13 protein-coding genes are annotated in these 14,559 nt (G+C 65.7%); all 13 read right to left on the reverse strand.

What is annotated here, in order from left to right:
* Positions 1-232: 232 nt before the first annotated feature.
* Positions 233-1,267 carry an ABC transporter substrate-binding protein gene (locus tag ACSSV8_RS09265; RefSeq protein WP_454282238.1) on the reverse strand — a complete coding sequence of 345 codons (1,035 nt, stop codon included), beginning with the start codon at positions 1,265-1,267 and terminating at the stop codon, positions 233-235.
* A gap of 1 nt (position 1,268) precedes the next feature.
* On the reverse strand, positions 1,269-2,345 hold the full coding sequence (locus tag ACSSV8_RS09270; protein WP_454282239.1) for a LysM peptidoglycan-binding domain-containing protein: 1,077 nt from the start codon (positions 2,343-2,345) through the stop codon (positions 1,269-1,271).
* Positions 2,346-2,550: 205 nt separating this feature from the next.
* Positions 2,551-4,617, reverse strand: a complete 2,067-nt coding sequence (locus ACSSV8_RS09275) for an exonuclease domain-containing protein (RefSeq protein WP_454282240.1) — start codon at positions 4,615-4,617, stop codon at positions 2,551-2,553.
* On the reverse strand, positions 4,614-4,991 hold the full coding sequence (locus ACSSV8_RS09280) for a response regulator transcription factor (RefSeq protein WP_354537957.1): 378 nt from the start codon (positions 4,989-4,991) through the stop codon (positions 4,614-4,616). Before ACSSV8_RS09280 ends, ACSSV8_RS09275 begins: the two co-directional genes overlap by 4 nt.
* A gap of 19 nt (positions 4,992-5,010) precedes the next feature.
* On the reverse strand, positions 5,011-5,517 hold the full coding sequence (locus ACSSV8_RS09285; protein WP_354537958.1) for a hypothetical protein: 507 nt from the start codon (positions 5,515-5,517) through the stop codon (positions 5,011-5,013).
* A gap of 1 nt (position 5,518) precedes the next feature.
* Positions 5,519-7,360, reverse strand: coding sequence for a DUF294 nucleotidyltransferase-like domain-containing protein (locus ACSSV8_RS09290; RefSeq protein ID WP_454282241.1), 1,842 nt, complete (start codon positions 7,358-7,360; stop codon positions 5,519-5,521).
* Between the two features lie 116 nt (positions 7,361-7,476).
* Positions 7,477-9,240, reverse strand: coding sequence for a sodium:solute symporter family protein (locus ACSSV8_RS09295; RefSeq protein WP_454282242.1), 1,764 nt, complete (start codon positions 9,238-9,240; stop codon positions 7,477-7,479).
* A 12-nt stretch (positions 9,241-9,252) separates the two neighbouring features.
* Positions 9,253-9,531 (reverse strand): DUF4212 domain-containing protein, encoded by a 279-nt coding sequence (locus ACSSV8_RS09300; protein ID WP_454282243.1) that lies wholly within the window; start codon positions 9,529-9,531, stop codon positions 9,253-9,255.
* A 46-nt stretch (positions 9,532-9,577) separates the two neighbouring features.
* A complete protein-coding gene (locus tag ACSSV8_RS09305; RefSeq protein ID WP_454282244.1) occupies positions 9,578-10,264 on the reverse strand; it encodes an adenylate kinase in 687 nt (228 codons plus the stop codon).
* A gap of 14 nt (positions 10,265-10,278) precedes the next feature.
* Positions 10,279-12,213: an acetate--CoA ligase gene (acs, locus tag ACSSV8_RS09310; protein WP_454282245.1), complete on the reverse strand. Its 1,935-nt coding sequence runs from the start codon at positions 12,211-12,213 to the stop codon at positions 10,279-10,281.
* Between the two features lie 191 nt (positions 12,214-12,404).
* Positions 12,405-12,671 (reverse strand): DUF6525 family protein, encoded by a 267-nt coding sequence (locus ACSSV8_RS09315; RefSeq protein ID WP_454282246.1) that lies wholly within the window; start codon positions 12,669-12,671, stop codon positions 12,405-12,407.
* On the reverse strand, positions 12,664-13,284 hold the full coding sequence (locus tag ACSSV8_RS09320; RefSeq protein ID WP_454282247.1) for a DUF1826 domain-containing protein: 621 nt from the start codon (positions 13,282-13,284) through the stop codon (positions 12,664-12,666). Before ACSSV8_RS09320 ends, ACSSV8_RS09315 begins: the two co-directional genes overlap by 8 nt.
* Before the next feature lie 4 nt (positions 13,285-13,288).
* Positions 13,289-14,503: a GTP-binding protein gene (locus ACSSV8_RS09325; RefSeq protein WP_454282248.1), complete on the reverse strand. Its 1,215-nt coding sequence runs from the start codon at positions 14,501-14,503 to the stop codon at positions 13,289-13,291.
* Positions 14,504-14,559 lie beyond the last annotated feature (56 nt).

Consider the following 14,559-nt stretch of genomic DNA (forward strand, 5'->3'; position numbering starts at 1 on the left):
CGCGCATCGCCGGGCCGCCCCCCGGCACGGCGATTTGGCTGCCGCTTGCGCCATGCCAAGAGGTTTTTCGGATTTGGCGAGATAAAGCGCTGCCAAACGAACGTTGGATCGCCGCACCGCGGCCCGTCGATGCGCGGCTCCACCAATGTCCCCTTCAGGCCAAAGGCAGCAACCACGCTGACGCCCAGTTCGTAGCGTCTTTGGGCGACGGCATTCGAGCTTGCAACGCCCCCTACCCCTCGTTCAACCGCTCCCAGAAGATCGCCAGATGCCGCTGCACGATCTCGGCATGGCGCCCGCTCTCGCGCAACCGGGCCAGCCCCGCGTTGATCCGGTAGAGATGGGTCGTGCCGCGCCAGTGGCTCTTGGAAATCACCACATGCAGCGTGTCGCGCGAGAGCGGCCGCTCAAGCGGCACAACCTGCCCGCGCAGCCCCATCGAGACCACCTTTGACGCGCCCAGAAACACGTCAACGGCCACCGCGTCCACATCCCCCGCCATCAGCGCCGCGAAACAGGCCTCGGGGCCCTCGGGCTGCACCAGCGTCACCACCCCCTGCGACAGCCAGCGCCGGTCGGCACGATCCAGATCATGCGTCGCCTCGCCCGCCGGTCGGCAGAGCCGCACGCCTGACACATCGGCATCGCTCTCGTATGTGAGCGGGCTGTCCGCGCGCTTGAACAGCATGATCGGCAGGTCGATCAGCGGCTCGGAAAAATGAAACCCTGAGCAGCGGAGATCATCGGGGCTGCTGGCGCAATCGGGCTTGAGCCAGGGAAACCCCATGTCATGACGCTTCTCCGACAGGATCGGGCTAAGGTGCTGTGACCGGTCATCCTCCCACACAATCTCGTAGGGCACGGGCGACGGGGCCATTTCCAGCGCCGCGTTGACCAGTTCCGTCACCAGCCCGCCGCCGGGCCAGGTGCGGTCGGTGAAAGGCGCGAAATTGCCACCCGTCAAAAGGGTCATCTCCGCGCCCTTCTGCACCAGCGGCGTGGGGTCGGGGCGCGTCTCCTCGGCCGGACAGGGGATCTCGATCTCGGTGCCGGGTGCCAGTGTCTCGACCTGCCCGACAAGCGCGCGCTGATTGGCATAGTAGATCAGCGTCCACAGGTCGTCGTTCTCGTAATGCGCCGCCGCGACCGAACGCAGCGTGTCGCCCGGCTGCACACGATAGGTCACGTCGCAGAGCGCCAGCGCCGCCCCCGGCAGCGCCAGCAAGATGAGGGCACCAAGCGCCGCAAACCTGTCCGCGCGCCTCACCTCAGAACTCCGCCCAGACGCGGCTCATATGCGCGTCGATGATCTGCCGGTAGGTGCCGTCGGTCTTGATCTTCGCCAGCCCCTCTTCGAATACCGCCAGAAGCGCGGGGCCATCGGGGTGCGACTTGTGCACCACCATGTGATTGCCGTCGATCGAGATGGGCTGCCCTTGTGCCACCACCACACGATCCTGAAGTCCCATTTCCTTGATCTTGCCGCGCCCGAGGAATTCGTTGAGCACGACGCCATCCACCGCGCCCTCGGTCAACAGGCGCAGGCACTCGCCCGGCGAGGCGGGCTGTTTGAGGGTGATCGCCCCGGATTTGAGCCAGTTGCGGCCCTGCTGATCGAAGATATAGGTGGAATACCCAGCCGGACGGCAGAGCACCTTGCCCGCCAGATCGGCATCGGTGTTGAAGGCAAACGGGCGGCTCTTGTCCACGAAAAGCAGCATCAGCACCTCGAACATCGAGTCCGAGAAGAGCAGGTTGGCACAGCGATAGGTCTCGGGGTCGGCGGCGCAATCGGGCTTGAACCAGGGAAAGCCGATATCGAGCAGCGCATTGGACAAGAGCGGCTCGTGATGCGCGGCCCAGTCATCGACCCAGTGGATCGCAAAACCCTGCGGCGGGTTGGCGGCCTCCATCGCGGCCTGAACCACCTCGGCCAGAATGCCGCCACCCGGCATGGCCTTGTCGGTGAAGGGCCAGAAATCACCACCTGTCAAAATGTTGATCTTGCGCCGGGTGGCGGCATTCCCGGCCGCCACGACCAGCGGCGCGGGGACCTGTGCCTGTGTCGCCGCCGCAGGCAGCGGTGCGCCCCCCGCAAGGCCCGAGGGCAGCCCGTCGATGCAACGCAACCGAAGCCGCATCCCCACGCGGATATTGTTCGGGTTCGGACCGATGGCGTCGATATTGGCCGAATGGATCGCGGTCCACTTGCCCGCATCCTTGTATTGGCTGTCCGCGATCAGCGACAGGCTGTCGCCACGTTGCACGGTATACTCGCCCCCGCAGGTCTGCGCCTGCACCGCCCCGCCGAAAACAGTCCCGCCAAAAAAAACAGAGAGGGCCAAAAGACCCCCACAAATAGAGCTTCGCATCGTACGTACCCCCAGATAATGCGGTCACTAAAACGGTGCGAGAGAGATTCGGTCAAGCCCCTTCCTGCGCCGCCCCCATCCGCGCCGCAAGGCGGCGAGGCAAGGAGGCGTCGGCGCAACAGCCCGGACGCGTATTCCCAAACCGGGACCGATGGCGATACGCGGCAATCCGACAGGATCAATAGGCCTGCGCCTTGCGGATCCTGGTCATCCGCCCCTCTTCGGCAATGGCACCGCCGAGGGTTGTCACCCCCTTGTCGCGCAGAAGCCCCAGCATCCGCACGAAGACCTCTGCCGTGGCCACCGTGTCGCCCATGGCGGTATGGCGCGCCTCCGGCGGAATGGTGATGCCGAAGCGCGCGCACAGCGCATCGAGCGTGTGTTGTCCGGTGTGGTCAAACAGCCCCGCCGACATCAGAACGGTGCAGAGCACCGGATTGTCGAAGCGACGCCCGATTACCGGCTCCTTTAGGCGCAGAAAGGCCAGATCGAAGGGCGCGTTATGCGCGACCAGAACCGCGCCCTGACAGAAATCGTGGAACCGCTGGCCCACGTCGCGGATATCGGGCGCGCCCTCGACCATGGCATCGGTAATGTGGTGCACGCGGGTCGAGGCGGGCGGGATCGGGCGGCCCGGATTGACCAGCGCATCGAAGGTTTCGCCGCGCAGGATGCGCCCGTTGACGATGCGCAGTCCGGCGATCTGCACGATCTCGTCGCCGCCGCGCGGCGACAGGCCCGTGGTCTCGGTGTCAAAGACGACAAAGCTCAGGTCGGACAGGGCGCGCGCGGCCATCTCGGCGCTCGGGGCGGCGGGCAGGTTGAAATCGTAGAATTCGGGCCGCGCGTCACCGGGGGCAAGCGGCGCGCTGGCCGTGGGCAGCGGCAGCACGATCCGGTGCGCGGTGCCCTGTCCCTCGGCCCAGATCGTGGTCTGATGCGCGTCGAGCGCGTCGCGGCCCGAGTAATGCCCGTAGGCGGGCGAGAGCGGCGCAGACAGCCAGCCCATGATCTCGCCATCGGTGGCAACCTCGCCCTGCCAGCCAAGGATGAGCCGCGTTTCGGTGCCGTCCGTTTCGGCGGCGAGGGTGAAGCCCGCGCGCGTGCCGCTTTCGCCCAGCCGTTCGATCAACCGCGCGAACAGCGTCGCCATGGCAAAGCCGTCGCAGGCCACCATGGCATCGGTGGCCATGGCGGAGACGCTCAGCGCCTCGCGCGCGCGCACCGCGTCAAAGATATGGCTGGCCGCCACGGCAGAGACCGGCCAGCGACGCGAGGTGGCGGCGGCCTGTTCGTTCGCCATGCTGTCGATGACCTTGAAGAGCCGTGTGACCTCCTCGGAGATGCCCTTGCGAAAGCCCGCACGCGCCTCGGGGGGCAGGTCCGCGCCGGTTTCCAGCACATCGAGCAGTGCCGCGATGGTGCCCGAGGGGCGCCGCACACCTTCGAGCAGGGTGTTGAAAAGATGCGCCTGCTCGGCATGGGCGCGCAGATCGTCGGTGGCGTCCCGGAAGATCAGCACATGGCCCGACAGTTCCTCATCCGACAGGATCGGGGTGACACGGCCCTGAAGGAACCGCTTGCCATCGGTGGAGGCGGCGAGAAACGTCTCGGCACTGGCGCGGCCCGCAATGCGCGCCTCTTCCAGCCGGCGCAGCGCGTCGGTCACCGGCTCGGGACGCAGCACCGCGTCAAGCGGTCGGTCAAGCCCGATCTGCGGCAAAAGCTCCTGCGCCATGCGGTTGTAGAGCATCACCCGGTTGTCGGGCGTGGCCACCACGGCACCTTCGCCCAGATCGCGGAAGAGCGCCTCGAACAGCGCCTTCTCGCGGGCGATGCGGGCGGTCTCGCGCTCGACCGCGCGTTGCCGCGCGGCGCGCGCCTCCGCAAGTGCGGCGTTGATCGCATTGGCGGCGGGGGCCAGCGTGCTGAGATGCCTGGCCTGGCTTTCGTCGATCTGCAAATCCACATCGGCGCGCGCGCGGGTGGTCAGATCCGAGGCCAGCGCCAGAATGGGCTTGGCCACGTTCTCATCAAAAAGAAGCCCGATCCAGGCCGACAGACCCAGCACGCCCAGACCGGCGATCATACCGCCAATCACGAAACCGTCGACAGGCCCGCCACCGCGCTGATGCCCGAACCAGAGCGCCGCACCAATCAGCACCGCCCCGCCCAGACCAAGCGCCGCGAAGAAAAGCGCGAAGCGCAGCCGTAGGCCGAGGCGCTTTGTCAACCGCTCGATCATGCACCGTCATCCAGAAGCGCACAGACCTTTTGCGTGAGATCAGCGGTCGAGAACGGCTTGGTCATGAACGCGTCGGCCCCCACGGCCATGCCCTTGCGCCGCTCCATCTCGCCGCCGCCGGCCGTGATCATCAGAACCTTGACGCCTTGCAATCCCGCATCGCGGCGGATGAGCTGGCAGACCTCGTAACCCGATTTGCCGGGCAGCATCACGTCCAGCACAACCAGATCCGGGCGTTCCTCGGCCAGTGCTGTCATCGCGTCGGTGCCGCTGGCCACGCGGCGCAGGGCATAGCCCGCGCGCCCGATCAGATGGGTGAGCGCAAGGGCGATATTGTCCTCGTCCTCGACGAGCAGAACGGTCTTTTGCGGCATCGCGGGCCTCCTCTCCCGGTCAGGATGTGCACAGTGCCTCCAAAAGCGGATCATCCTCCGGCGCGCTCCTCCAAGCGGCCTGAGACAGATCGGCAAGCGCGGCCTCGGAGACCTCGGCGCGCGCCCGGTTGGGGCAATCGACAAGTTGCGGCAGTCGCGCGGGCGGGTTCCAGCGCGCGAACAGATAGACATCGGCCAGAAGCACGCCGGGTGCCTCCGGGTTGCTCTGCACCCCCGCGCGGTCAAGCGCCATGAAGCGCGTGACCTGCGGCACGACAAGGGTCCAGGGCTTCCACGGGCGGGTCTCGGGGATTTCCACCAGCACCTCCACCCCCTCGGGCAAGGCGCCTGCGGTCCGCGCGGCCCAGCTGTATTCCGACCAGATCGCATAGGCGAGCATGGCCAGACCGGCCGCCGCCGGCGCGGTATAGCGCGGCAGCCTGCCCCCGGTCAGATGCGCCAGGGCAACAATCGCAGCGGCAGCCCCGATGCCCGCGGCAAAGGTCGCGATCAGTTCGAAAAACATGTCAGCTCAGCACCCCTCGGGATTGTCCCACGGCCGATTGCATCGTCTTGATGACCATGAAGGCGTCGCGCAGGTGATTGCGCTCCAGATCCGACATGTCGGCGGGGTTCATGAAATTGTCAGGCGCGTCGCCGCGCAGGATCTGCGCCGCCTGATGGCGTAGCCGGGTTTCGGCAATGAGGTCGTAGGCGTCAAGCAGATCATGCGCGCCACTTTCCGAGACGACCCCCGCCGCGCGCCCCGCCTCGATCCGGTCGCGCGTGCCCGCCGCCTCGATCGCACCCAGAAGCGCGTAGATGCGCCCCAGATCGACCACCGGCACGACGCCGGAATGCTTGAGGTCGATGGTGTTCTTGTGCTCACCCGAGCGGATCAGCGCAAAGCCCCGGAAGAGGCCCAGAGGCACCGTATGCTTGAGCGAATTGGCGATCATGTGGGCGACGAAGATCGAATTCCTGCGCGCCGCCGTGAGCACCTCGGTCTGGAGGTTCTCGAACAGCGCCGTCTCGCCCGAGATGGGACGCAGGTCGAACATGACCGACGCCAGCATCTGCGCCTGATTGTCGGGCTGCGCAATCCAGCCCGCGAAATATTTGCGCCACACCCGGCGCGGCTGTCGCCAGCGCGGGTTGGTGGCCATCATGTCGCCGGGGCAGTAGAAAAAGCCGCAGGTATCCAGCCCGTCGCTGACATATTTCGCCAGCGCGGCGAAATAGCCGTCATGCCTGTCCGCGTCAAAGGCGTCGTCAAGGATGAGGCAATTGTCCTGATCGCTGATGCCGGTCTGCTCGCGCCGCCCCTGAGAGCCACACGCGGCCCAGAGCCAGGGCACCGGCGCGGGGCCCAGTTCGGTCTCGGCCAACCGCAAAAGCCGCCGTGTGATCGCATCGGTGATATCGGTGATGCGGCGGGTGATCGAGGCGGGCTTCACCCCCGCCCGCACGAGTTGCGCCAGAAGGCCGGGCACGCGGTCCATGACATGCGCCATGTCCTCGGCCGATCCGGCCCCGGCGATATCGGCAACCATATGGCTTGCGGTCGCGGCCTGCTGACGGAAGAGATCGGTCTTGCCGATCATCCCCACCACACGCCCGCCCTGCGCCACCGGCAGGTGATTGACGCCCAGTTCGGCAAGTTTCATCAGCGCATCGAGACCCAGTTGCGTCGGCGCGATGGTCACCGGGTCCGGCGTCATCACCTGCGCCACGGGGATCTCGCCCGACAGCCCCTCGGCCAGCACCTTGTTGGTGAGATCGTGGCTGGTGATGATGCCCGCCAGTCGCGTCCCCTCCATCACCACCACGGAGGAGATGACATGCGCGCGCATCAGGCGCGCCACATCGGTGATGGTGGCCTCGGGCGCGCAGGTAATGGGCGTCTTGGCCATCAGGTCCGAGACCTGAAGCGCCGTCAGCCCGGTGGCATAGGGCCCGTCATCGGTATGGCGGAGCGGGCGCGCGCGGGCGAACCATTGCTCGAGCGCCGGCACCTCATCGATCAGCCGCAGAAACCAGTCCGCGGGCACCATGATGACCTGCGTCGCCTCGACCGCGCGCGCGGTGAGTTGCGCCCTGCCGTCGCGCAGCAATCCGCGCTCACCCATCATGTCGCCGGGTCCGCGCCGGGAAACCGGCTCGCTGCCGCTGGTGACGATATCAAGCGCGCCGCTCTCGACCAGATAGAACCCCTTGAGCACGTCGCCGGTAGCAAACAGCACCTCGCCCGCCGCTAGCCAGACACGGGTCAGTTCCGGGGCCAACGCGGCGCGCAGTCCGTCGGAGAGCGCATCGAACGGCACGTTGCGGCAGAGCGCGGTAATGGGCGTCGGCTCGGTTCTGGCCATCGCGGGTGGCTCCCTCCTGCGGGTTTTGGAAAAGGACCTAAAAGCGCCCGGTCTTGCCGGAAATATCGGCGGGCGGAGAAAAGCAGGGGCGACAGATGCCGCCCCCGCCATTTGGTTCAGTGACCCGTGGCCGCACCGGCACCGCGCGGGATACGCACGCTTTCGACGAGGTCCTGGATTTCCTGCGGCGGTTCTGCCGTCATGCTCGACACCAGATAGGCGGCGCCGAAGTTCAAGAGCGCACCGATCGGGCCGAAATGGGTCGGCGGGATACCGAAGAGGTATTGATCCGGCGTCAGCATGTTCGTTCCGGGGACGAAGAACCAGCCCAGGTAGAGGAACAGGTAAAGCGTGGTCGAGATCAGACCGGCCAGCATACCGGCCGTCGCGCCCGCCGAGTTGATGCGCTTGGAGAAGATGCCCATCATCAGCGTCGGGAAGAGCGAGGCCGCCGCCAGACCGAAGGCCAGCGCCACCACCTGAGCGGCAAAGCCCGGCGGGTTCAGACCCAGATAGGTCGCCACGATGATCGCCACCGTCATCGAGATACGGGCGGCCAGAAGCTCGCCTTTTTCCGAAATACCGGGATTGATCGTCGATTTGATCAGGTCGTGGCTGATGGCCGAGGAGATGGCCAGCAGCAGACCGGCAGCAGTCGAAAGCGCCGCGGCAATACCACCGGCGGCGATCAGGGCAATCACCCAGCCCGGAAGCCCGGCAATTTCGGGGTTGGCCAGCACGAGGATATCACGGTTGAAGGTGACAAGCTCGTTGCCCGCCCAGCCACGCTCGGCGGCAAGCGCCACCATGGCTTCGGACTTTTCGTTGTAGTACTGGATCTTGCCGTCGCCGTTCTTGTCCTCGACACCCAGCAGACCGGTCACGCTCCAGGTCTCGAACCAGTCGGGCAGGTCCTCGACCGCAACGGCCTCGCCCTGCACGCCCTGCGGCCACATGGTGGTCATGATGTTCAGGCGCGCCATCGCACCCACTGCCGGAGCGGTGAGATACAGAAGCGCGATGAAGACCAGCGCCCAACCCGCCGACCAGCGCGCATCAGCCACGCGCGGCACGGTGAAGAAGCGGATGATCACGTGCGGAAGGCCCGCGGTGCCGATCATCAGCGACAGGGTGAAGAGCGCCATCAGCCAGGGGCTGGAACCGGAGGTGTATTCGTTGAAGCCCAGATCGTTGAGCAGCCCGTCAAGCGTCACCAGAAGGTGCTGCCCGGAAGCGGTATGCTCGGAGAAGAGGCCGATCTGCGGCAGGAACACGCCGGTCAGTTGCAGCGAGATGAAGATCGCCGGGATGGTATAGGCGACGATCAGCACGCAGTATTGCGCCACCTGCGTGTAGGTGATGCCCTTCATCCCGCCAAGCACGGCGTAGACGAACACCACCGCCGACGCGATCAAGAGGCCCGTGGTGTTGTCCACCTCCAGAAAGCGCGAGAACGCCACACCGGCACCGGCCATCTGACCGATCACGTAAGTCACCGACATGACGATGAGCGCAATCACGGCCACAACGCGGGCGGTGTTGCTGTAGAAGCGGTCGCCCACGAACTCGGGCACCGTGTATTTGCCGAACTTGCGCAGGTAGGGCGCAAGCAGCATGGCCATGAGAACATAGCCGCCCGTCCAGCCCATCAGGAAGGTGGAGTTGTTGTAGCCCACGAAGGCGATGAGACCCGCCATCGAAATGAACGAGGCTGCCGACATCCAGTCGGCCGCCGTGGCCATGCCGTTGACGATCGGGTTCACGCCGCGCCCGGCAGCGTAGAATTCCGCGGTCGATCCCGCGCGGGCCCAGATCGCGATGCCGAAATAGAGCGCGAAGCTCAGGCCCACGACGATGATGTTGAGTGTCGTTTGATCCATGTCTTGCCCCCCTTACTCTTCAACGCCGTGTTCGGCATCAAGCTTGTTCATGCGCCACGCGTAGTTGAAGATCAGTATCAGAAATACGATGATCGAACCTTGCTGGGCGAACCAGAAGCCCAGATCGGTGCCGCCAATAGCGATCCCCGAGACCAGCGGGCGCAGCAGGATGCCGAACCCGAAGGATGCGAGGGCCCAGACCACCAGGCTCCATGTGATGAGACGCAGATTGGCTTTCCAATATGCATTAGCAGAGTCTTGATCGGACAAGGCATGTCCTCCCTTTGTCATGGTTTCCTCCTGGCCCGCACCGGCACATGCCGGAACGGGCTTTCCCTTACGCGACCGTCTTGCGGACGATCACGTTCAGCGCTTGCGAAACGGCCTCGATCTCGGCCATCGCATCGACGCGGGCAAGCACACCCTTCGCGTCGTAATAGTCGATCAGGGGTGCTGTCTGCGCGTGATAGGCGCGCAGGCGTTGCTCCACTGTCTCGGCATTGTCATCGGCGCGCCGTGTCATCTCGGTCGCCCCGCATTTGTCGCAGACCCCCTCAACAGCAGGGGTCTTGAACGTGTCGTGATACCCCTCACCGCACTTGGCGCAGGTGTAGCGGCCCGCAATGCGTGCCACCATCGCCGCGTCATCCACCTCGAGGCTGATCGCCGCGCCGATGCTCTGCCCGGTCTCGGCCATCAGCGTATCAAGCGCCGCCGCCTGCACCGTGGTGCGCGGAAAGCCGTCAAGGATGACGCCCCTGGCGCAATCGGGTTCGGCCAGGCGGTCGCGCAGGATGGCGATGACGATCTCGTCGGAAACCAGATCGCCCGCCTCCATCACGGCCTTGGCCTTTTTGCCCGCCTCGGTGCCCGCCGCCACGGCGGCGCGCAGCAGGTCGCCGGTGGAAAGCTGCACAAGGCCGAAGCCGTCTTCCAGCATCCGCGCCTGCGTGCCCTTGCCCGCGCCCGGAGGCCCGAGCAGGACAAGGTTCACGGTGCCCTGTGCGGTGTCGGTTCCGTCCATATCCACGATCCCCCTCAGGCGTTCGCGCGATTGGCGATGAGGTCATCGACAACCGACGGATCAGCCAGCGTCGAGGTATCGCCCAGAGCGCCGTAATCGTTCTCGGCGATCTTTCGCAGGATGCGGCGCATGATCTTGCCCGAGCGGGTTTTCGGCAGGCCCGGCGCCCATTGGATCACGTCCGGCTTGGCGATGGGGCCGATTTCCTGGCGCACCCAGTTCTGCAATTCGGTGCGCAGCGCATCGGTGGCCTCGACCCCGTCCATGAGCGTGACATAGCAATAGATACCCTGCCCCTTGATGTCATGCGGATAGCCGACAACGGCGGCCTCGGACACGGTGGCATGAGCAACAAGCGCCGATTCAACTTCTGCCGTGCCCATCCGGTGCCCGGAGACGTTGATCACGTCATCGACGCGGCCAGTGATCCAGTAATCGCCATCCGCGTCGCGGCGGCACCCATCGCCCGAGAAATAGTAGCCCTTGAACATCTCGAAATAGGTCTGCTTGAAGCGGTCGTGATCGCCCCAGATGGTGCGCATCTGCCCCGGCCAGCTATCCTTGAGCGCCAGAACGCCCTCGACCGCGCCCTCCAGCTCGTTGCCCTTGTCGTCGAGCACAACGGGCTGCACGCCGAAGAACGGCTTGGTGGCGGAACCCGGCTTGGGCGTGTCCACCACACCCGGCAACGGGGTGATCAGGATGCCGCCCGTCTCGGTCTGCCACCATGTATCAACGATGGGGCAGCGGCCCTTGCCGACGTTTTCGTTATACCAGTTCCAGGCCTCGGGGTTGATCGGCTCGCCAACCGAGCCGAGCAGGCGCAGGCTCGACAGGTCCGACCCTTCGACCGGCGCGGTGCCCTTGCCCATCAGCGCGCGAATGGCGGTGGGGGCGGTGTAGAACTGCGTCACCTTGTGTTTCTCGCAGACCTGCCAGAAACGGCCCGCGTCAGGCCAGGTCGGCACGCCTTCAAACATCAGCGTGGTCGCGCCATTGGCCAGCGGGCCGTAGACGATATAGCTGTGGCCCGTGACCCAGCCCACATCGGCGGTGCACCAGTAGATATCGCCCTCGTGATAATCAAAGATGTATTCATGCGTCATCGACGCATAGACGAGATACCCGCCGGTGGTGTGCACCACGCCCTTGGGCATGCCGGTGGAGCCGGAGGTGTAGAGGATGAAGAGCGGATCCTCGGCGCCCATTTCCTCGGGCGGGCAATCGGCGCTGACCTTTTCGGCCTCTTCATGCCACCAGAAATCCAGATCACGCCGCCACGCCACCTGACCGCCGGTGCGCTTGACCACCAGGCATTTCACATCCCGCGTATCGTGAAGCAGCGCCTGGTTGACATTGTCCTTGAGCTTGGTTGCGCGGCCCCCGCGCGGGGCGTGATCGGCGGTGATGACCACCTTGGCATCGCAGCCGTTGATCCGCGCGCCAAGCGCGTCGGGCGAGAAACCCGCGAAAACGATGGAATGGATCGCGCCGATCCGCGCGCAGGCCAGCATCGCATAGGCGGCCTCGGGGATCATCGGCATGTAGATCACGACGCGGTCGCCCTTGGCCACGCCCATGGATTTGAGCACATTGGCCATGCGGCAGGTCTGGGCGTGCAACTCGCGATAGGTGATGTGCAGCGCCTCATCCTCGGGGCTGTCAGGCTCCCAGATGATCGCGGTCTGATCGCCGCGGGTGGCCAGATGCCGGTCGATACAGTTGGCCGCGACGTTCAGCGTGCCATCCTCGAACCACTTGATCGACACGTCGTCATAGGCAAACGAGGCGTTCTTTACCTTGGTGTAGGGCTTGATCCAGTCGATCCGCTTTCCCTGCTCGCGCCAGAACCCCTCGGGGTCACGAATCGATTCGGCATACATGCGCGCATAGGTCTCGGCGTCGATGTGAAACCCTTTTGTGCCCGCAGCAGCAACAGTATCGGCCATATCCGAAAATCCTCCATCCCTTGTGTGAGTGCGACCATAGCCGCATCTCCGAACATCTCCCAAGAGCAACTTTATTTCAAACGGGATGAAAAATTAACAGCTTGCTGCAAGCCAGCGAAAGTCCTGTGAAAATTTGAAACGGCTTTGACGCGAGGTTTGTCAAAATATTTACAATCCCGCGCAGGCGCGACTCACGCCCTGCGATGGAAACCCGCAACGCCAAGGGCCGCTTCGCGCTTGAGCCGCGCCGCCTCGATGGCGTCAAGCCGGGCCAGCGCGCGCGCCTCGTCCCCGCCTGATTCGCGCAGCACCCGCCCCCAGAGCCGCCGCGCCGAGCGCGCCGACCAAGGCAGCGCGGCCTGCGCCAGCCAGCGCCGCAGGGGCGGTGGCAGCCGGTCGAACTCTGCCAGCCCCCGCGCCGGACCGCGCCGCGCCAACGGGCTGCGCAGGTTAGCCATGCCCCGCCTCCAGCGGATCGAGCACGAGCAAGAGCCGCACCCCGCCGCCGCCCGAGAGCGGCGGCGAACGGTGGACAAGACACGCAGGCGCATCCCCCGGCCAGAGCGAGCCGCGAAATATCCCCACATCACCGGTCGCCATGTGCCGGATCTCTGTCGGCGCGCCACCCGCCGGGGCGCGCCCGTATTCAGTGCCCGCCCCGCGATAGCTGCACAAAAGCCGCGCCGTCACCCGGTCGAGATGGAACTTGCGGCAGGCGTCGTCGCGCACCACCTCAAGCCGCAGATGCAGCGCCTCGACCGCCATGATCCGACCGAGAAGACGCGCAAGCGTCGCCACGTCCTCGCACAGAAGCTGCCGTCCCGCGCCATTGGCCAGCCCCGCCGCCGCGCAGGCCGCCGCCGCAACCATGCCCGCGTGCCGCACCGTGCAGGCCTGCCGGATCGCCGGAAGCTGTGCCTCGGGCAGATCGTCGAGCCAGCGCGCAAGGCCCGGATCGCGCCTGCGCGTCCAGATCGCCGCCGCCTGTCCCGGCTCCGCAATTCGCCCGAGAACCTCTGCCGTGCGGCCAAGGGCGACGCCCGCCGCGCGCGGCTCTGCCAGCCCCGCCACGGGCTCAGGCTGCCGCCCGCTGCCAGCGCGGGAACGGGTCGGGCAGGCCGCGCAGGGCCTCGGGATCGAACCGGCTATCGGACCCCGTGAGCGCCGCATCAAGCGCCACCGTGATCGCCGCGCGGTCCATGTTCGAGCCGATGAACACCAGTTCCTGCCGCCGGTCGCCGAAGGGCTCGGCCCAGTGGCATTTGACATAGGCGCGCGCCTGCGGATGCTCGGGCCAGCGCGCCTCGGGCACCGCCGCCCACCATGTGCCCATGGGCGCGACCTTGCTCAGCGCGCCCGCCATGCTGAATTCGGCCACCCAGTCGGGCCGCGTGGCCAGCCAGAAATGCCCCTTGGCGCGGATCACGCCGGGCAATGGACCGTTGAGCACCGCATGAACCCGCGCCGGATCAAACGGCCTCCGCGCGCGATAGACGAACGAGGTGATGCCATATTCCTCTGTCTCGGGCACATGGTCGGCAAAACCATAAAGTTCCTTGGCCCAGAGCGGGTGATCGTGGGCGGTCTCGAAATCAAAGAGGCCGGTGTCAAATATCGCGGCCTGATCGACGCGGGCGAAATCGGTCTCGATCACGCGGGCGTCGGGGTTGAGCGCGGCGATGATCGCGCGCGCCACATCGCGGCGGGCGGGACCGGCATCGCCCACCTTGTTCAGCACGATCACATCGGCAAATTCGATCTGATCGACCAGCAGATCGACCAGCGTGCGGGTATCGCCCCCGCCCGCGATCTCGCCGCGGTCCGACAGGAAATCGTGGCTCGAATAATTCTCGAGCAGGTTGACCGCATCGACCACCGTCACCATCGTGTCGAGCCGCGCGATATCGGACAGGCTCTCGCCCGCCTCGTCGCGGAACTCGAAGGTGGTGGCCACGGGCATCGGCTCGGACACGCCGGTGGATTCGATCAGCAGGTAGTCAAACCGCCCCTCGCCCGCGAGGCGGCGCACCTCCTTGAGCAGATCGTCACGCAGGGTGCAGCAGATGCAGCCATTCGACATCTCGACCAGCGTCTCGTCGGTGTGGCTGAGACCGGCACCACCGGCGCGCACAAGATCGGCGTCGATGTTCACCTCGGACATGTCATTCACGATCACCGCCACGCGGCGGCCTTCGCGGTTGTTGAGCACATGGTTGAGCAGCGTCGTCTTTCCCGCCCCGAGAAACCCCGAAAGCACGGTCACGGGCAGGCGGAAATCAGTGGGTTGCATGGCGGCCTCCGTTTGTTGGGTGATATGTAATGATATTACATTTCTATTTCTCCGGA

This window comes from Roseovarius sp. MBR-79 (assembly GCF_053628555.1).